Annotated in this window: 18 protein-coding genes; 8 read left to right on the plus strand and 10 right to left on the minus strand. The window is 67.2% G+C overall.

The features are described 5' to 3' along the window. Nucleotides 1–9: 9 nt before the first annotated feature. Entirely contained in the window at nt 10–672 is a 663-nt protein-coding gene (locus OYT95_RS17715; protein ID WP_268792082.1) for an enoyl-CoA hydratase-related protein, read from the minus strand. Continuing rightward, nucleotides 669–1307: a TetR/AcrR family transcriptional regulator gene (locus OYT95_RS17720; protein ID WP_268792083.1), complete on the minus strand. Its 639-nt coding sequence runs from the start codon at nt 1305–1307 to the stop codon at nt 669–671. Before OYT95_RS17720 ends, OYT95_RS17715 begins: the two co-directional genes overlap by 4 nt. 153 nt (nt 1308–1460) lie before the next feature. Between OYT95_RS17720 and OYT95_RS17725 the strand changes: the two genes are divergently transcribed. The 4 genes from OYT95_RS17725 to OYT95_RS17740 are packed head-to-tail and all read left to right on the plus strand — an operon-like array spanning nt 1461 to nt 5496. Continuing rightward, on the plus strand, nt 1461–2903 hold the full coding sequence (locus tag OYT95_RS17725) for a sugar porter family MFS transporter (protein ID WP_037236151.1): 1443 nt from the start codon (nt 1461–1463) through the stop codon (nt 2901–2903). 37 nt (nt 2904–2940) lie between these two features. Beyond that, complete coding sequence (locus OYT95_RS17730; RefSeq protein ID WP_037236149.1) at nt 2941–3300, plus strand: universal stress protein; 360 nt, start codon at nt 2941–2943, stop codon at nt 3298–3300. An 8-nt stretch (nt 3301–3308) separates the two neighbouring features. Next, nucleotides 3309–4493 carry a Gfo/Idh/MocA family protein gene (locus tag OYT95_RS17735; protein ID WP_268792084.1) on the plus strand — a complete coding sequence of 395 codons (1185 nt, stop codon included), beginning with the start codon at nt 3309–3311 and terminating at the stop codon, nt 4491–4493. Nucleotide 4494: 1 nt separating this feature from the next. After that, nucleotides 4495–5496 (plus strand): Gfo/Idh/MocA family protein, encoded by a 1002-nt coding sequence (locus OYT95_RS17740; RefSeq protein ID WP_268792085.1) that lies wholly within the window; start codon nt 4495–4497, stop codon nt 5494–5496. A 6-nt stretch (nt 5497–5502) separates the two neighbouring features. On the opposite strand, the gene OYT95_RS17745 is transcribed toward OYT95_RS17740, so the two are convergent. From OYT95_RS17745 to OYT95_RS17755, 3 genes are all read right to left on the minus strand, one after another. Next, nucleotides 5503–6132, minus strand: coding sequence for a nucleoside/nucleotide kinase family protein (locus tag OYT95_RS17745; RefSeq protein WP_268792086.1), 630 nt, complete (start codon nt 6130–6132; stop codon nt 5503–5505). 62 nt (nt 6133–6194) lie between these two features. Continuing rightward, nucleotides 6195–6821: a hypothetical protein gene (locus OYT95_RS17750; RefSeq protein WP_037236136.1), complete on the minus strand. Its 627-nt coding sequence runs from the start codon at nt 6819–6821 to the stop codon at nt 6195–6197. A 240-nt stretch (nt 6822–7061) separates the two neighbouring features. Then, nucleotides 7062–8057, minus strand: a complete 996-nt coding sequence (locus OYT95_RS17755; RefSeq protein ID WP_268792087.1) for an Lrp/AsnC family transcriptional regulator — start codon at nt 8055–8057, stop codon at nt 7062–7064. A 240-nt stretch (nt 8058–8297) separates the two neighbouring features. On the opposite strand from OYT95_RS17755, the gene OYT95_RS17760 reads away from it, so the two are divergent. The 3 genes from OYT95_RS17760 to OYT95_RS17770 all read left to right on the plus strand — a co-directional run bounded on the left by OYT95_RS17760 (nt 8298) and on the right by OYT95_RS17770 (nt 12385). After that, on the plus strand, nt 8298–9656 hold the full coding sequence (locus OYT95_RS17760; protein WP_268792088.1) for a DUF3100 domain-containing protein: 1359 nt from the start codon (nt 8298–8300) through the stop codon (nt 9654–9656). Between the two features lie 73 nt (nt 9657–9729). Beyond that, the gene (locus OYT95_RS17765) at nt 9730–11004 is read left to right on the plus strand and encodes an amidohydrolase (RefSeq protein ID WP_245973388.1); all 1275 of its coding nucleotides are present in this window, start codon (nt 9730–9732) and stop codon (nt 11002–11004) included. A 4-nt stretch (nt 11005–11008) separates the two neighbouring features. Further along, nucleotides 11009–12385 carry an L-serine ammonia-lyase gene (locus tag OYT95_RS17770; protein ID WP_328286550.1) on the plus strand — a complete coding sequence of 459 codons (1377 nt, stop codon included), beginning with the start codon at nt 11009–11011 and terminating at the stop codon, nt 12383–12385. 40 nt (nt 12386–12425) lie between these two features. Here OYT95_RS17770 and OYT95_RS17775 read toward each other — a convergent pair whose 3' ends face one another. From OYT95_RS17775 to OYT95_RS17795, 5 genes are all read right to left on the minus strand, one after another. Further along, nucleotides 12426–12731, minus strand: a complete 306-nt coding sequence (locus OYT95_RS17775) for a hypothetical protein (protein ID WP_128970058.1) — start codon at nt 12729–12731, stop codon at nt 12426–12428. Nucleotides 12732–12921: 190 nt separating this feature from the next. Next, nucleotides 12922–14517, minus strand: a complete 1596-nt coding sequence (locus OYT95_RS17780) for a GMC oxidoreductase (RefSeq protein WP_268792090.1) — start codon at nt 14515–14517, stop codon at nt 12922–12924. A gap of 129 nt (nt 14518–14646) precedes the next feature. After that, nucleotides 14647–15198: a TetR/AcrR family transcriptional regulator gene (locus tag OYT95_RS17785; protein WP_268792091.1), complete on the minus strand. Its 552-nt coding sequence runs from the start codon at nt 15196–15198 to the stop codon at nt 14647–14649. 42 nt (nt 15199–15240) lie between these two features. After that, entirely contained in the window at nt 15241–15546 is a 306-nt protein-coding gene (locus OYT95_RS17790) for a hypothetical protein (RefSeq protein WP_268792092.1), read from the minus strand. A 2-nt stretch (nt 15547–15548) separates the two neighbouring features. Next, nucleotides 15549–17054, minus strand: a complete 1506-nt coding sequence (locus OYT95_RS17795) for an APC family permease (RefSeq protein ID WP_268792093.1) — start codon at nt 17052–17054, stop codon at nt 15549–15551. A gap of 164 nt (nt 17055–17218) precedes the next feature. On the opposite strand from OYT95_RS17795, the gene OYT95_RS17800 reads away from it, so the two are divergent. Continuing rightward, nucleotides 17219–17848, plus strand: a complete 630-nt coding sequence (locus OYT95_RS17800; RefSeq protein ID WP_037236112.1) for a TetR/AcrR family transcriptional regulator — start codon at nt 17219–17221, stop codon at nt 17846–17848. Nucleotides 17849–17853: the final 5 nt, after the last annotated feature.

Consider the following 17853-nt stretch of genomic DNA (forward strand, 5'->3'; position numbering starts at 1 on the left):
GTCAGCGAGTCATGATCGGCCCGACGCGAGTGCGGTGACGGCCGGCGCGAACATGGTGGACTTGATCGCACCGAGCGTGCCGGCGTCCTTCCCCGCGAGCGGCGCGATCAGGTCGACGGCGGCATCCAGGACCCCGCCCTCGGGCGCGGTCCCGTCGACCAGCCCACTGGTGTGCGCGTCGGCGCCGCCGTAGCGGCGGCCCGTGGTCATGGCGGTGATCGCGGCCTGCGGTGTCAGCTTCGCCTGGATCAGCGCGGACATCCCCGGGGTGAACGGAATGTGGATGTCGACCTCGGGGAAGCAGTAGTACCCGCGGTCGGACCGCATCACCCGGTAGTCGTGGGCGATGCCGAGCATGGCGCCGGCGCCAAACGCGTGCCCGTTGACCGCGGCCACCGTCGGCAGGGGGAGCGTCAGAATCCGGCTGAACAGGGCCTGCACGCGCCCGACGTACCAGTCCGCGCGGTCGCCGTTGGCCATCAGCCAGTCCAGGTCGAGCCCGTTGGAGTAGAACTTCCCCGTGGCCGTGGTGACCAGGGCCTGCGCGCCGTGTTCGTGGGCGTCGTCGAGGAGCCGATCGACGGTGTCGAGCCACTCGGGGGAGAAACGATTCTCGTCGTCGCCGAGGTCGAGGACGGCGATCGTGTCCCGGTAGGTCAGGGTGGCGGTCATCGGGAACCTTTCGTGGTTTTGTCGTGACGTTTCCCCGGGGGCGGGGGGTCGAGTGCGAGGACGGCGCGGACCGCTGTCTCCAGGCGTCGGCGCATGGCGTCGTCCGGTTTTCGCCGGGCGTGCAGCAGCAGTCCGGTAGGGAGTCCGACGACGCACGCTTCGATCACTTCGACCGCGCGACCGTCCCCGCGCCCCCACAGCGCGAGCGCCAACCGGACGAACAGTTCGACGAGGACGGAGTCGAGGCGCGACAACTCGGTGGCGACGTCGTCGGGAATTTCCGATCCGAGCAGTTCGTCGCGGCGAACGGTGAGAAGGAGCCGCGACGACTGCGGGAACCGCTCGGCGAAGACGGCCGGGGTGTCGGCGGCAGCGACGACGGCGTCCACGGGACCACGCCCCAGCGCGTCCTCGACCGATTCCTGTTGCAGGTCGAGAAATCGGTGCGCTGCCCGCAACCAGGCGCGCCCGACCAGCCCGCCCCGGGAGCCGAAGGCGTGATAGATGGCGCCGTTGGACATCTCCGTGGCCGCGGCGACCGCACGCAGGGTCACCGCGCTCGGACCGCCCTCGACGGCCAGCCGTTCGGCGGCATCGAGCGCGTCGTCGAGGTCGTGGACGCGTGGCCTGGGCATATCGCGAACGATAACAGATCGTGCGTTCTATTACTCGTGGGTAGGGATCGGCCGATCGCGCCGTGGGACCCGCCCGATGATTGGCTTGCCGTTGTGCCCCGAGTCACAATGGGTTAGCTTTGTTCGGACATAAACACATTACGTGTTCTGTACATGGAATACGTCGAGGAGATGTTCATGGCCAGCGATCTCACCCGAACTACCGCCCCGTCCCTGCCTGCCGACGCCCCCGGGCGGCACTCGCACAGACTCGGCATCATCGCCGTGGTCGCCACCTTCGGCGGCCTGCTCTTCGGATACGACACCGGAGTCATCAACGGCGCACTCGAACCGCTCAAGGAAGACCTCCAGCTCACCTCGTTCACCGAAGGCCTGGTGGTCAGCATCCTGATCTTCGGTGCCGCGATCGGCGCACTCATCGGCGGACGAATGTCCGACAGGTTCGGACGCCGGCACAACATCCTGGTGCTCGCGATCATCTTCATGATCGGAACGCTCGGCTGCGTGCTGTCCCCGACGTGGGAGGTGCTCGCACTGTTCCGCTTCATCCTCGGCCTCGCCGTCGGCGGCGCATCCGCGACCGTGCCCGTGTACCTTTCCGAGATCTCCCCCACCGAACGACGCGGCAGCGTGGTCTCCCGCAACGAAGTCATGATCGTCGTCGGACAGTTCGCCGCATTCGTGATCAACGCCATCATCTTCAACATCTGGGGCGAGAACGAGAACGTCTGGCGCTTCATGCTTCTGGTCGCCGTCATTCCGGCCATCTTCCTGTTCGCCGGAATGCTGCGGATGCCGGAGAGCCCGCGCTGGCTGATGTCGCAGGACCGGCACGACGAAGCGCTCGCCGTGCTTCTCCAGGTTCGGTCCCCGGAGCGGGCACGTGCCGAGTTGGAGGAAGTTCGGGCGCTCGCCGAGGAAGAGAAGCTCTCACAGACCGGCGGGGCCGCCGACCTGTCGGTGAAATGGATCCGCCGCCTCATCTTCATCGGCGTCGGCCTCGGAGTGTTCCAGCAGGCCACCGGCATCAACTCGGTGATGTACTACGGCACCCAGCTGCTCGGCGACGCCGGATTCTCCTCCAACGCCGCCATCGTCGCGAACACCCTCAACGGTCTGTTCAGCGTGCTCGGCGTCCTCACCGGCGTCGCCCTGATCAACCGGATCGACCGTCGGAAGATGCTCATCGGCGGCTTCACCCTCACCACCACGTTCCACGTGCTCGTCGGCCTGTCCGCGTTCCTGCTGCCCGACGGCACCCTCAAGGCCTACCTGATCCTGACGTTCGTGGTGCTGTTCGTCTTCTCGATGCAGGCCACGATCGGCCCCCTGGTGTGGCTGATGCTGTCGGAGATCTTCCCGCTGAAGATCCGCAGCTTCGCCATCGGCGTCTGCATCTTCGCACTGTGGATCGCCAACGCGGTTGTCGCGCTGCTCTTCCCGCCCGTCGTGGCCGCACTGGGAATCGGTGCGACGTTCTTCATCTTCGCCGGCCTCGGCGTGCTGGCACTCGTCTTCATCAAAACCCAGGTTCCGGAAACTCGCGGCCGCTCGCTCGAGGAACTCGAAGACCAGTTCCGGCGCGACTACTCGTGACAGTCGCCCGCACCGTGCCCGCAGAAAGGTTGATCCCATGACAGTGCTCGTAGCCGTGACCGACTCCTCCGAAGGATCGCACGCCCTCCTCGCCGGCAAGAAGGAAGCCGCGATGCTGGGCACCGACCTCCTGGTGGTGAACCTCTCCCTCACCGAACCCGAAGAGGTGCACACTCTCGCCGACGACGGCGTGACCGTCCTCGACCGCATCGGCCGTGGAGACCGCGATCCCGCGACCGCAGTACTCGACCTGCTCGACGAACGACCCGACGTCGAACGCCTCGTGATCGGCGTCAAACGCCGCAGCGCGGTCGGCAAGGCCCTGCTCGGCAGCGTGAGCCAACGCCTCATCCTGCAATCCCCGATCCCGGTTCTCGCGGTCAAAACCCCTCAGTAGGAGACGAGTTGAGCAAGCACGGGAGCCTGCGCCTGGTCGCCGGCATGGTCGGTGGCGGGCAGGGTGCCGACATCGGCAAGACCCACCGCTACGCGATGCGTCTCGACGACCGCTACGCCCTGGAGGCCGGGGTCTTCGGGCGAGACGTCGCATCGTCGGCGCGGATCGCGGAGAGCCTCGGTGTGCCGGCCGATCGCACGTACCGCGACTACCGGGAGATGGCGGAACGGGAATCCGCCCGCGAGGACGGCGTCGATGTGGTCGCCGTGACCACCCCGAACGACAGCCACTTCGACATCGCGCGCGCGTTCCTGGAGGCGGGCATCTCGGTGGTGTGCGAGAAGCCCCTCACCACCGACTCGGCGTCGGCTGCGGAACTGGTCGCGATCGCCGAGGCGTCCGGTGCGATCCTGGCCGTCCCGCACTGCTATTCGGCCTACGCCATGGTCCGGCACGCGGCCCGGATGGTGCGTGACGGCGACCTCGGGCGGATCCGGTTCGTGGCGGTGGAACACGCGTCCGGGTGGGCGGCGACACCCCTCGAAATCGGCGAACACCGCCAGGCGCGGTGGCGCACCGACCCCGACGTCGCGGGCTTCCCCAGCGTCGTCGGCGATCTCGGTACCCACGCCTTCCACCTGTTGCGGTACGTCACCGGCCTCGAGGCCACCCGGATGTCGGCCGAACTGGACACCCTCGTCCCCGGACGGCGGGTGTTCGACAACGCCACCGTGCGCCTCACCCTGTCCAACGGGGCACCCGCGACGCTGTGGGCGAGCATGGCCGCCACCGGCAACGAGCACGGCCTGCGCATCCGGGTCTTCGGCGACACCGCGAGCGTCGAATGGCGGCACGAGGACCCGCACCACCTGGCGGTCCGCGACCTCGACGGCGGCACCACGATCCTCACGCAGGGAATGCGCACGCTGTCCGAGGACGCCACCCGGCTCACGCGCCCCGGTCTGGGGCATCCCGAGGGCTTCCTCGAGGCGTTCGCGAACTTCTACCGCGACCTCGCGGACGAACTCCGCGCCCGCCGCGACGGCGAGCCCACAACCATCCGCGATCTGTCCTTCCCCGCCGGGCGCGACGGCCTGATCGGCGTCCAGTTCGTGGAGGCGACCGCCGCCTCCCACGCCGCCGACTCCGCCTGGGTCGTCCCCGCTTTCGCACACGAAAAGGTCGGTATCTGACATGCAGCGTTTCGCCCTCATCGGAGCCGGATTCATCGGCGGCGTGCACGGTGCCAACCTCGCCGCGCACCCCGACGTCGACCTGGCTCTCGTCTTCGACATCGACCTCGCCCGTGCGACGGACCTCGCCAAGCGGCACGGCAGCCGCGCGACCACCGACCTCGCGGAGGTCTTCGACCCGACGGCAATCGACGCCGTCTTCATTGCGTCGTCCACCGACACCCACGCCGAGCACCTTCGCGCCGCGGCGACGGCGGGAATCCCGGCCCTGTGCGAGAAACCGATCGATCTCGATCTCGCGCACGCCGTCGATATCGTGCGCTTCGCCGAGGCCCGATCGCTGCGGGCGATGGTCGATTTCAACCGCCGCTTCGACCGCGACTACGCCGAACTGCAGCGGGTGGTCGCGTCCGGCGAGATCGGTTCGGTGGAGCTGATCCAGATGACCAGCCGCGGTCCGGCGATGCCGCCGCTCGAGTACATCGCGGTCTCGGGCGGGCAGATGCGCGACCAGACCGTCCACTTCTTCGACCTGGCGCGGTGGATCTCCGGGCTCGACCCCGAGTCCGTCTTCGCGACCGGGTCCACGCTCGCCGAACCCCGCCTCGCCGAGTACGGCGACGTCGACACGTCGGCAGTGACCCTGCGTCTGCCCGGCGGCGCGCTCGTCCAGATCGACTGCACCCGGCGGATCGGCTACGGCTACGACGAACGCATCGAGGTCCTCGGTTCGACCGGCATGGTCGAGGCGCGACGGCAGCGCGCCGGATCCGTCTCCCGGTACAGCGCGGGCCGCGTGGTCGACGACGGCTTGCACGCGGGATGGTTCGAACGGATCAGGGCCAGCTACCGCACCGCGCTCGACCACTTCGTCGAGGCGCTGGAGAACGGTGCCGACATCGGCCCGACCCTGTCGGAGGCGCTGAAGGCGCAGGCGATCGCCGAGGCCGCGACGCGCTCACTCATCAGCGGCCGGATGGAACCGATCGAGTACCCGGCCTGAACCCGCTCACAGCGGGTCGCCGAGGACGACGACGTCGGCACGGGCACGGCCGGGCGCGACCAGCGCGGTGTTGCGTTCGTCGCTGCGCCGCACCCATTTTCGGGCGTCGTCGGGCGACTTGCCGAAGCGGATGTGCCGCTCGACGAGCCGGGCGACGCGCTCCTCGTCGTCCGGGGCGAGGAACCATGCCTCGTCGAGCAGGCCGCGCACCCTCGCCCACGGCTGCTCGTCGAGCAGCAGGTAGTTGCCCTCGGTGATCACCAGCGGGACGTCCGGCGGGACGGCGATCGACCCGGCGTAGGACTCCTCGACCTCACGGTGGAACTGCGGGGCGTACACGGTCTCGCCGTCGGGTTCACGCAGCCGGCGCAGCAGCGCCACGTACCCGCCGGCGTCGAACGTGTCCGGCGCGCCCTTGCGCCCGGCCCGGCCGAGGCGGATCAATTCCGCACCCGCCAGGTGGAATCCGTCCATCGGCACCACCACCGCGGACGGTCCCAGCGCCGCCAGCACGGCCGCAGCGACGGTGCTCTTGCCCGAGCCGGGCGGTCCGGCGATCCCGAGAATGCGGCGCGTGCCCGGCTCGGTCAGCGCCCGGGCGCGCGCAACGAGTCCCTCGAGTCCACCGTCGTCCATAGGCAGACCGTAGTCCCCGGCACTCCGCGGCGCACGCACCCGGCGCCCGATGTCACAGAGGGTCAGTCGAATTGGACCGCTGTGACATCGGGATTGCCCGCTGACTGCGTGGACGGGACCTGCGAACTGGGTGCGTCCTCCGCCGGGGCGGAACGCCACGTCGTCCCGAGCGCCGCACTGATCAACCGGTCCTGCACCACGACCAGGATCAAGGTCATGACGCAGCCGTAACCGAAGATGACGAGGAGCCACAGCAGGTTCGGCCCCGGTTCGCCGGGGGCGAGCATCGGGGTCAGCAGCATGACGAGCAACGACTCGATGAGGCCCAGCAGCACCGCCGGGACCACTCCGAAGGGTGTGCGTCCCAGCAGGATCGGATGCACCGACAGGATCAGGAAGATCACGAGGGCCACGCCGACCCCCATCATCAGTTCGAACGGCACCCCGGGCAGAGCGGCCTTGACCAGCATGAACAACCCGGCCCAGCCGACACCGCACGCGAAACTCAGGAACATCCCCAGGAGGGCCTTCGGAGGCGCCTGGAGGGTGAAGAACAGCATCACCGGAAGGATCAGCATCGCGCTGTACGGGGCGAAGGGGGTGAGGCCCTGGAACGGGATCATCAGAATCGAGATGAGGACGGCACCGAGCACCGCCTGGATCAGGATTCCCTTGGTCTGCGAAGACATGGCGGTCCGCTTCTGTCGATGGTCAGGGATGAAATAGGTCAGACAACAGTGCGTCAGTTCACACGACAGAGTGTCAGTGATGTAGACAACAACTTATTCACTTGCACGACACGTTGTCAAGAAACATTTCATAGCGTCCACCGACGCATGATCGCCCGATGTCACAGCCGGTCAATCAGAGTGAACCGCGGTGACATTGGGCGATCGATGGGGTGACGTCCGATCGATGCCGTCAGTGACTCACCCGCGCGAGGTCTGGCCTGTGGCGGTCAGTCGCCTACCGAGATGTTTGGGCGTCCGCAGCACGAGCGATCTGTCTTCGATGATCACGTCGGGGCAATGCTGCTCGATGACCGTTTCCAACTTGCGCACCTCGTCGAGATTTCGGAGCCACATCGCCATGATGATGCTGTAGGGACCGATGGTGGGGGCGAGGAGCCGGACGTCGCTGAGAGTCGACAGTCGGTCGAGTACCTGATCCATCGATCGCGCCGGCGACTTCAGGAAGTACCAGGCGTATGCCGGTCGCCCGGAGTGCCGCCTTGCGACTTCCGTGCGAATCACCGCGCGACCCGAGGCGAGCAGGTTGTTCATCGATGCGCGCGTGCTGTCGACGCTCAGGGACAGCCGTGCGGCGATCTCGGTCGCGGGCAGGCGGCCGTCGGTGGCGAGTTCACGAAGGATCTCCGCTTCGTCCTTCGGATGAGCCCGCAGTCGACGAGGTGCCGGGGCGCTGTTGGCGAGTTGTTGCACGGCAGCGGCTTCCGTGGAGTCGAGGGCCCTGAGTCTCCAGCTGCGGGCGTCGGTGTGGATGCCCGTGAGTACGTGGGTGGTCATGTCCGAGATTCCGTCGAGCGATCCCATGCGTTCGAGGAGATAGTCACTCAGCTGCTCGTGGTCCTCGAATGCGGTGGTGACGAGCAGGTCGCGGCCGCCGGTCGTCAGGTCGATGGTGATGGCTTCGCGGTCACGACCGATCTCGTCCGCCACAGCGCGTGTGCGGCCGGGCGGGCATTTCAGCTCGATGAGCGCGAGCACGCGTTCCGCGGTGGCCGGGTAGGCGGTGACCCAGGCCAGCCCCTCGGACTGCAGTCGGGACCACCGGCGGGCAATCGTGACGGCGTCCACTCCGAGGATGGGTGCCAGCGCGGTCCACGGGGCCCGCGGCGCGATTTGGAGCGCATGGATCAGGCGCCGATCCTCCTCCGCCAGCGTCGTGTCTCTCGCGTCGGTCATGTCCTGCGAATCCTTCCACCGACGGGCCCTGCCGGTGGGGTGGCCGGGCCTCCGCCCCAGTGGGCATTTCTCCTGCAATATTAGGCGCGTAGATCCTGCATTCTGCGCACACTTCCCATTCTGTGCCGGTATCCGGCGACCCGGACAGCGTCCACTCCCTGATGCGCCATCATTCCCCCAGCTCGTATGCATGAATCCTGCGTGCCGATATCGGCACTACACCTCGTAGGGGCAACAATCATGAAGGTCATTCCTGCGCCGTCGGTCCGTCGGACACCATCGGGTCCGCTTCGGCGGGAAGTGTGGCTACCGGCCGTTCTCGCACTCGTGATCGTGTCGGCGTTCCAGGCCGTCGGCGTGTGGAAGATCAACCTCGGCCCCGCCGCGATCGCCGTGTACCCGATGGTGTGGGCGCTCCTCGCCGGCGGATTCGTCTCGGCACAGCGGCGGTGGCCGCTCACGCCACGGATGTGGGCCGTCGCCGAGTCACTCATGGCGGTGGGTGTCTCGCTCCTGGTCGCCCGGTTGAGCCTCACGCTCGGCCCCAACATCGACGTCCTGTTCGACGCCGGGCCCGCTCTGCTCTTGCAGGAGGTGGGGCACCTCGTCGGGACCGTCGCGATCGCCCTTCCCCTCGCGGTGGCACTCCGGATGGGGCGCGCGACGGTCGGTGCCACATTCTCCATCGACCGGGAAGCATCCTTCGCCATCGTGGGCGACCGGTTCGGTGTGAAATCGGACGAATATCGCGGTGTGCTGTCGATGTACGTCTTCGGCACGATGTTCGGCGCCGTCATTGTTGCGTTGATCGCCTCGTTGACCGCGTCATTGGGCATCTTCGACCCCCTGGCGTTGGCGATGGGTGCCGGCGTCGGGTCGGGATCGATGATGGCGGCCGGTGCCGCTGCGATATCCGCGGCTCACCCGGAAGTGGGCGAGCAGGTCCTGGCACTGGCGGCCACCTCGAACCTCATCACCATGATTCTCGGCGTCTATGTGGGTGTCTGGATCGCCCTTCCGCTGGCAGATCGCCTCTACGGGTTGCTCACCCGCTCCTCGTCCCGCCCCGCCGTCGTCTCGGGCGAGCGCACCGAATCATCGCCCGCACCCGCCGACTCGGCCGACACACACGCCGCACCCTTCGGCCACGACGACGAAAAGGTCACCGTTCCGCTCTACCTGAGCCTCCCGATCGTCGCCGCGATCTGCATCGCCGCCGCAACGATCGCCGCAGGGGAGCCGACGATCAGCATCCCCATCGGCTTCGCCCTCATCGTCGGGCTCATGCTGGCCGCGACCGCACTGTCCCGTCTGACCCGCGGCAAGATCACTGCGGTCATCTGGGCCAGCGTGCTCGGCGTATCCGTATCGGGTCCGTGGTTTCCCGGATCGGAGTGGATCGTCCACAACACCGAATCGATCGACTTCATGTCGATGTGCGCGGTGGTGCTGGGATTCGCCGGATTGGCTGTGGGAAAGAATCTTCCCGCGCTCCGGATGATCGGGTGGAAGATCGTCCCCGTCGGATTCGCCGCGATCTTCGCCTCCTTCGTGCTGTCGACCCTCATCGCCGAGTTCGCGCTCGGATTCTGGAGGTGATCCCACGCCGACCCCCATTCGCGAACGCGACGACACAGCAGAACACCCACGACGACTGGAAGGCCGATCACCGATGACGCGAGTCGACGACAGCACCACCGCATCCGAAACGAACCAGCTCCTGAAGAAATCGGCCGCGCACACCATCACCGAGGAGCGTGGCCGAATCATCGCGCTCAGCCGCGACATTCACGCACAGCCCGAGCTCGCCTTCGCCGAACACTTCGCGTGCGAGCGCATCTCCACGGAACTCGAGTCGGCAGGATTCGACGTCACAAGGGGCGCATACGACATCGAGACCTCGTTCGAGGCGGTATACGGCAGCGGCGATTTCCGCGTCGTGTTGTGCGCGGAGTACGACGCGCTGCCGGGGATCGGACATGCCTGCGGCCACAATGTCATCGCCGCCATCTCCGTCGGTGCGGCCCTTGCCCTGAAGCCGATCGCGGACGATCTCGGCGTGCAACTCGTGGTCCTGGGTACCCCCGCCGAGGAGCACGGTGGCGGCAAGATCGCGTTGATGCGTGCGGGAGCGTTCGAATCGGCCGTGATGTCGGCGATGGTCCATCCGTCGAACAGCGACACCCAGGTGCGCACGTCACAGATCGTCATGCAGTGCGTCGACCGCTTCGTCGTGGAGTTCACCGGCCGGGCCGCCCATGCCGCAGCAGCCCCGCACGAGGCCGTCAACGCCGGCGCCGCCGCGACTCTCGCACAGGTCGCCATCGGTCTGCTGCGCCAGCAGTTGCGCGACGGGATCCGCGTCGCATCGATCACCTCCGACGCCGGCACGGTGACGAACATCGTCCCCGGGTACTCGCGCCTCGACATCGAAGTCCGGTCGCAGAACCTGGAGGAGATGATCGACGCCAAACAGCGGGTGCTTGCGTGCCTCGAAGGCGCCGCCATCGCGACGGGCTGCTCCTGGGAGCACGGGCGCACCGAACCCCGATACCTCAGCATCCGCCAAGATCCGCTCCTTGCCCAGGCGTGGGACGCGAACATCGAACTGTCCGGACTTCCCGTGGCGGACAGGCACGACGGGTCGGGCGGTTCGACGGACATGGGCAACGTCTCACGGGTCGTTCCCAGCATTCACCCGATGATCAAACTCGACGGTGCAGCGGGTCCGCCGCACACCGTGGAGTTCGAACGAGCGGCCGGTTCCGACGCGGGCGACGACTGCGCCATCACGGGGGCGACCGCACTCGCGTGGACGATCGTCGACGTCGCGTCGGATCCCGGTACGCGCGAACACCTGCTGCGCCGCGCCGCCGAGCGTCCCACGGGCGCCACGATGGTCGACCACGACGACGACGCTCGGGCCGCCGCCCATCTCGCGGAGTAGAGGTGTGGTGACCAGCGTCTTCGATCTGTTCTCGATCGGAATCGGTCCGTCGAGCTCGCACACCGTCGGCCCGATGAAGGCAGGCTCGATGTTCGTCGACGAGGTGAAGAACTCCGACCTCGGCACGGTCTCCCGGCTCGAAGTCGACCTGTACGGCTCGCTGGCCGCGACCGGACGTGGGCACGGGACCCTCGGGGCGGTGCTCCTCGGCCTCGAGGGCAATGCGCCCGACACCATCGACCCCGACTACGCACGGTCGCGCGTCGCCGAGATCGATGCCGGATCCCCACTGCGGTTGGGTCCGGACTGCGAATTACGGTTCACCACTGCGGATATCACCCTACACATGCGCGACGCCGGCACTCGGCATCCGAATACCCTGCGGTTCACGGCCCACTCGGACACCCCGCACAGCGACACCGCACAACCCGGCCACACGGCGACGTACTACTCGGTCGGAGGAGGGTTCGTCGAGCGCGACGGAGCGCCCGCTTCGCAAACACCCTCGGTCCCCTGGCCATTCGCCACGGCAGGGGAACTGCTCGACATCTGCGTTCGTGAGGGCCTCGCGATCAGCGACGTGATGTGGCAGAACGAGTGCGCGACCCGCTCCCCCGACCACGTGCAGAGATATCTCCTCGAAGTCTGGAACGTGATGAGCGAGTCCATCCGTCACGGCTTCCACACCCGGGGCCGCCTTCCCGGTGGGCTGGGGGTCGAGCGCCGTGCTCCCAGCCTGTACGAACGGATACGGCTGATCGGCACCGACCACTCGGTGTCGATGGACTGGCTCAACGCGGCGGCGATGGCCGTCAACGAAGAGAATGCCGGCGGCGGGCGCGTCGTCACCGCACCCACCAACGGCGCGGCCGGCGTGATACCGGCAGTGCTCAACTGGGCACTACGGTTCGTCCCCACGGTCGGCGCAGGCGATGAACGCGACGACGCAATCGTCCGTTTCCTGCTCACATCCGGCGCCATCGCATCACTCGTCAAGGGCCGGGCGTCGATCTCGGGCGCCGAGATGGGCTGCCAAGGCGAGGTCGGATCCGCCTGTTCCATGGCTGCCGCCGCCCTCACCGAAATGCTCGGCGGCACACCGGCACAGGTCGAGAACGCCGCCGAGATCGCGATCGAACACAACCTCGGTCTCACCTGCGACCCGGTCGGTGGACTCGTTCAGATTCCCTGCATCGAACGGAACGCGGTCGCCGCCGTGAAAGCGGTCAACGCCGCGAAGATCGCGATGCACGGCGACGGGACGCACCGAGTGACCCTCGACCAGGCCATCGAAACCATGCGCCAGACCGGCGTGGACATGCTGTCGAAGTACAAGGAGACCTCGCTGGGCGGACTGGCTGTCAACGTCACGGAGTGTTAGGTGCGATGTAGTCGCATGATTTCTCGCCGTGACCTCGCGCCTACGGTGCCACGTAGAACGTGCCCACGCTCGGAGTGCCGAACACGTCGTGGAGGTCCGGCAGGTGCGCGGTCACGGTGACGACTACCTGACCGGGGCCGGTCGTGACCGCGTCTCGGTCGGGGTGCCGGTCGGTGATATTCCCGGACGCTCCAGTCGAGAGATTGATCCACTGGAACTCGTATCCGTAACCATCCGGGGTCGGATAGATCTGGCCGTGTCCGTGGTGGACGACGGGGTTGTAGAACGCGCCCCCGCGGGTCAACGGCCAGCCGACAATCGTTCCAGGGACTTGGAGGGTCGTCATGCCGTCGAACTGTGGTGGTTCGGCAGACGCCGGGACGGAGCACCCGATCCACGCACTCACCGCAAGCACACCGATCATCGATCTTCGCACTGTCCGCCTCATGTGAACTCCTCCCCTTGTGCTGATTCCCCGGATACGTCCGATTCCGACGACGATTCGTTACGGAACGGGTTCCGGTCGTATCGAGGAGTCAGATCACCGTTCCGACGTCGCGGGCCACCAGGTGGTCCAGGGCGCGTTCGGCGACCGCGGCGATGGTCATCGACGGATTGCAGGCCGCGGTGTTGCCGGGCATCAGTGCGCCGTCGAGGACATACAGTCCGCGCTGGCCGAGCACTCGGCCTTCGAGGTCGCACACCGAGCCCATCGACGCCCCACCGAGCGGATGCCAGGTGGAGGGGAACAGCGCGTTGGTGTCCGTGAGTAGGCTTCCCGGCCCGGCGATCTTCCGCACCATCGGATCGATGCGGCCGTTCTGGATGACGGCGTCGCCTTCCCGGGGCCAGCGCAGGACTGCGTCGTCGGTGGCCGAGTCGTACACGAAACTCCCACGGCCGTCGCTGACTCCGTATCCGACGAGCATGGTGCTGCGTGCGTCGAAAGACAGTGGTGGCATCGACGCCTGGATGACCGTGACGGCGGTGGCGGGGTCGTCCCAGTTCAAACTGCCGTAGACGACCGGGCCACCCTGCGGAGCGCCGAACTCTTCTTCGAGGCTCGTCCAGACATAGATTCGGTCGGCGTTGGTTCCCCACCCGGATCCGAGTCCGTCCGGCAGATCCGGGATCCGGCCCGTCGCCCCCGCGCGCACAAGCAACTTGGTGGTGCCCAGGCTGCCGGCGGCCATCACCAGGGCATTCGTGGTGAGGATCTTGGTCTCGAGCACGTTGCCGGACGTATCGATCCGGTCGACGTACACCGTCCAGCGGCCGTCCGGGGCGCGTTCGACATCGGTGACCTGGTGCAGGGTTTCCACCGTCACCCGGCCGGTCGCTTCCGCGGCAGCGATGTAGGTGACGTCGACCGAGTGCTTGCCGCCGTTGTTGACCCCGAGGGCGCCGTCGCCGTTGGTGTACGAGGGTTTCATGCGGCCGCGGAGTTCGTCGAGCGCGAAGTTCCAGTCGATCGGCATCGGGATCTTCGACACGGGCAGTCCCGCTCGCTGCACGTTCTGCGCAAACACCTTCGCGGCCTGGTAATTCGGGCTGTCGATCAACTCATCGGGGGCGACGGCGAGCCGCAACATCTGCGCGACCCGCGGGTAGTGAACTCGGTCCATGGTGGCCCAGTCGAGTGCTTCGGGAAGGTGCGTGTTGAAGACGGCCTCAGCCGGTTGCAACGTCATCCCTTGGTAGACCAGGGAACCACCGCCGACGCCTGCCGCGCACAGTGCGGTCATGTTGTCGCCGGGCACCGCCTCGAGCAGACCGGTGTACGGCTCCAGCGCCACTGGCTCACCGAACAATTGCGGACTGGACCGGTACCAGAGGATGCGCTTGTCCGGGGCGGTCGCGCGAGGGAAGGTCTCCGCGTCCGGCCCTGTGGGCCAGCGCATTCCACGCTCGAGCACCACAACGGGCACCCCGGCTTCCGCGAGCCGAAGCGCCGCGACGCCGCCGCCGAACCCCGACCCGACGACGATGACCCGGTGATCTTCGCGGGTGAGAGGCACGGTCGTGCGGCGACCCGCGAGTCCGGTCCCGGCCTGCGCGATGCGTGGACTCGCCAACGCAACCCCCGCGGCAGCGGCCCCGGCCAGAAAGGAGCGGCGATTGAGTGCAGACACAGGTTTCCCCCAGATCGCAGACGGACTCACTCGGCGAGATGTCGAAAGATCAGCGTGGAGCATTTCTCTTGGGCGAGCTCAAACTAGACACTTGAAGCCAGATGTGTCAAGAAGTAACTGTGACTGCCGTTACGAGCTGGACGGCATCGCCGGCAAGAGCCAGCGGGTGAGAAACCGGCGAAGGTCGTCGTCGGCGTGAACGGCGTCGTCGTCGAAAAGGACGACCGACAGCGCCAGCCGAAGAGCGATCTCCACGATGTCGTCGAGGCTCGACTCCACACCGGGATCGCGCTCGACGAGTGGCGCGAGCAGTTCGCGCGCTACAGGTTTCGCGCGAGACATCATGCCGGTGTCGAAAACAGGGTTGCCCCGTTCCGCCTGGAGCAGGGTAGCCAGGACCGGATGGGCGCGCACCGCCGCCCGGCCCGCGACGATGAGTTCGACGACGTATTCGCACGCTGTGTCGGTGGCGTTCGATCGTGAGTGGATCCCGCCCAGCACCTCGACGGCGAGACCGGCGATCGCCTGCGACACGAGTTCTTCGCGCGACCCGAAGTTGGAATACACGGTCTGTCGCGTGACGCCGGCGCCATGCGCCGCCGCCGCGATGGTGACGCCGTCGAAACCGTCACTCGCGATCAAGTCGAGCGTGGCGTCCAAGATTTTCCTCCGCGACCGCATCCGACCATTATCGATCACGGCCCCGATGGGCCCGCACCTTCGCTATTCGTGCTGCGGATAGGCCCGTTTCAGTTGTGTCTCGTCGGCTCGCCCGCAACCGAATTCGCCGATGACTTGCCAGAGTCGTTCCGTGAATCGAATTGGGCACATCCCGAAGTTGACGAGGGTCTCCTCCTCCGGGGGACCGCCGAACGGCGCCCAGGTTCGGGCGAAGTCGAGGATGTCGTCGACCTCCTTGCCCGGCCTCGGCTGTCGGGCACGATGCCGTTCGGCTTCTCGACGTCGATCGCGCCACCGACGGTAGCGCCGGACGTCCACCTCCAGCGGATCGGATTTCGGTGAAGGCACGTCTACGTCGCCTTGCCCGGCTGGATCGAACTGCTGCTCGCTTCTTCGGACGGCACCGAGGGTTCGGCGTCCACGACGGTGGTTCCGAGCCGTGCGTACAGTTCGGGATTGCGTCGCGCGAGCCGTGTACCGAGCACCAGTCCGATCGCCAGGCTCGCCGGTGTGACGGCGACGAGGACCGTGTTCACGGCGGGTCCTGCGGCAGTGAGCAGGTCCATCTTGGCCACGATCAACCACGTCGCGTAGCTCAACATGGCGAGAGCGGCTGCGGGGGCTACCCGAACCCGCCAGATCGAATGCCCGCGGCGGTCCCGCCAGAAGAATGCGAGAACGGCGGCGGCGGCCATCGCCTGGAGTACGACGATGCCGACGACGCCGGGGGAATTCACCCAGAGCAGGAGCTGAAGGTAGGGGTCGGCGCCGGCGAGCGCGAACCCGACGATCACGACCATGGCAAGGAGACTCTGCACGGCGCTCGCCACGTACGGCGACTTGTAGACCGGGTGCAGCTTGCCGAGGGCCCAGGGCAGGACGTGCTCGCGCGACAACGCGAACGCGTAGCGGGTGATCGCGTTGTGGAAAGCGAGCAGGCTGGCGAGGATGCTCGTGATGATCAACAATTCCATGAGCGTGCTCGCCCAGCCACCGACGTAGTTCTCGATGGCGTCGAAGTACAGTGCGGCGGGATCCGAGGCTGCGAGCGCGAGCGCCTGATCCGGGCCGTATGCCTGGATGATGATCCACACCATGAAGGCGTAGAACAGGCCGAGAAATGCGACCGCCAGGTAGGTTGCCCGGGGGATCGTCCGGGAGGGATCCTTCGCTTCCTCCCGGTACAGGGCGGTCGCTTCGAACCCGATGAACGCGGCGAACGCCAGAGTCAGCACCCCACCGAGGCCGGGGCTGAAGACGTGGGTGGGAGCGAACGAATCGACGCCGAGCCCCTCGGCGCCGCCCCGAAGAAGGACGGCGGCTGCGAGCAGGACCAGGATCCCTGTCTCAGCGGTGAGCAGCAGGATCAGGAACCGTGCGCCGACATGGACCGATCGCGACCCCAGGAACCAGATCAGACCGACGCCGATCAGCGACCACAGACCCCACGGAAGGTTGAGCCCGACCAGATCCGCCATGGTGGACTGGGTGAAATACCCCAGGGCCCCGAAGATCCCGATCTCGAGAGCGTTGTAGGAGACGAGGGCGAGTACCGCCGCCGCGAGGCCCCATCGGGGGCCGAGTCCGATCGAGATGTACGAGTAGAAGGCCCCCGCGTTGTGGATGTACTTGCTCATCGCGGTGAAGCCGATCGCGAACACGCCGAGCGCGAGCCCGGCCAGGATGTACCCGCCGGGCGCCCCGATGCCCGCGACGTTCAGCGCCAGGGGAGCCACCCCCGCCATCACCAGCAACGGCGCGGCAGCCGCCACGACGAAGAACACGATGCCGGAGGTGCCGAGGGCGCCGCCTTCCAGCTGCGTGCCGGAGGCGGGTCCGGGTGCGGATTTCTTCATGAGGAACTTCTCCAGTCAGGGCAAGGGCGCGGCGGCGGGGTAAACCGGGGGCGCGGATACGCGACGAGGTTCTAATCGAATGTGTTTCGATTAGACTAGAACGTTGTGACCGGCGCCACAAGGGCATAATCGAATGAATTTCGATTGGAGAGGTGGGTGCACCGATGGGCAGACCTCGCGTCGCACGCCTGGACCGCGAACGCATCGCGGAGGCGGCGCTCGAACTGGTCGATCGTGACGGCGACTTCAGGATGCCGGATCTGGCCCGGCACCTGAACGTGCAGGTGTCGTCGATCTATCACCATGCCAAAGGCCGCGCGGCCGTCGTCGAACTGGTTCGCCACCGCGTCGTCCGAGAGATCGACGGATCGGCCTTCGAGCGCCTGCCCTGGGACGAGGCGTTCTCCGAGTGGGCCCGGTCCTATCGGGCGGCGTTCAGCCGGCACCCCACCGCCATCCGCCTCCTGGCCACCGAGACGGTGCGCGATCCCGGTTCGCTCTCGGTGTATCACTCGGCGGCGGCCGGTCTGCGCGACGCCGGCTTTCCGGACGACCACATCATGGCCGTCATCACCGCCGCGGAGAATTTCCTGCTCGGCGCCGCCCTGGACGCGGCCGCCCCGGAGGTCATGATCGAAGCGGATTCGACGACGGCCGACGATGCGCTGACCCGGGCGCTTGCCGCCGCACCCCGCGGCCCGGCGAGGGCCGAGCAGGCGTTCGAACTCGGCCTGGCGGCCCTGCTGGCGGGCTTCCGCAACCTCCTGCAGGAACGCGGCGCGGTGCAGCGGTAGCGCCG

This window comes from Rhodococcus sp. JS3073, assembly GCF_026810085.1.
Classification (GTDB): Bacteria; Actinomycetota; Actinomycetes; order Mycobacteriales; family Mycobacteriaceae; genus Rhodococcus_F; species Rhodococcus_F wratislaviensis.

What these genes read in the sequence shown, in the direction of transcription:
- OYT95_RS17715 (WP_268792082.1), bottom strand. Translation starts at nt 672, where the DNA reads ATGACCGCCACCCTGACCTACCGGGACACGATCGCCGTCCTCGACCTC.
- OYT95_RS17720 (WP_268792083.1), bottom strand. Translation starts at nt 1,307, where the DNA reads ATGCCCAGGCCACGCGTCCACGACCTCGACGACGCGCTCGATGCCGCC.
- OYT95_RS17725 (WP_037236151.1), top strand. Translation starts at nt 1,461, where the DNA reads ATGGAATACGTCGAGGAGATGTTCATGGCCAGCGATCTCACCCGAACT.
- OYT95_RS17730 (WP_037236149.1), top strand. Translation starts at nt 2,941, where the DNA reads ATGACAGTGCTCGTAGCCGTGACCGACTCCTCCGAAGGATCGCACGCC.
- OYT95_RS17740 (WP_268792085.1), top strand. Translation starts at nt 4,495, where the DNA reads ATGCAGCGTTTCGCCCTCATCGGAGCCGGATTCATCGGCGGCGTGCAC.
- OYT95_RS17745 (WP_268792086.1), bottom strand. Translation starts at nt 6,132, where the DNA reads ATGGACGACGGTGGACTCGAGGGACTCGTTGCGCGCGCCCGGGCGCTG.
- OYT95_RS17750 (WP_037236136.1), bottom strand. Translation starts at nt 6,821, where the DNA reads ATGTCTTCGCAGACCAAGGGAATCCTGATCCAGGCGGTGCTCGGTGCC.
- OYT95_RS17755 (WP_268792087.1), bottom strand. Translation starts at nt 8,057, where the DNA reads ATGACCGACGCGAGAGACACGACGCTGGCGGAGGAGGATCGGCGCCTG.
- OYT95_RS17760 (WP_268792088.1), top strand. Translation starts at nt 8,298, where the DNA reads ATGAAGGTCATTCCTGCGCCGTCGGTCCGTCGGACACCATCGGGTCCG.
- OYT95_RS17765 (WP_245973388.1), top strand. Translation starts at nt 9,730, where the DNA reads ATGACGCGAGTCGACGACAGCACCACCGCATCCGAAACGAACCAGCTC.
- OYT95_RS17775 (WP_128970058.1), bottom strand. Translation starts at nt 12,731, where the DNA reads ATGACGACCCTCCAAGTCCCTGGAACGATTGTCGGCTGGCCGTTGACC.
- OYT95_RS17785 (WP_268792091.1), bottom strand. Translation starts at nt 15,198, where the DNA reads ATGCGGTCGCGGAGGAAAATCTTGGACGCCACGCTCGACTTGATCGCG.
- OYT95_RS17795 (WP_268792093.1), bottom strand. Translation starts at nt 17,054, where the DNA reads ATGAAGAAATCCGCACCCGGACCCGCCTCCGGCACGCAGCTGGAAGGC.
- OYT95_RS17800 (WP_037236112.1), top strand. Translation starts at nt 17,219, where the DNA reads ATGGGCAGACCTCGCGTCGCACGCCTGGACCGCGAACGCATCGCGGAG.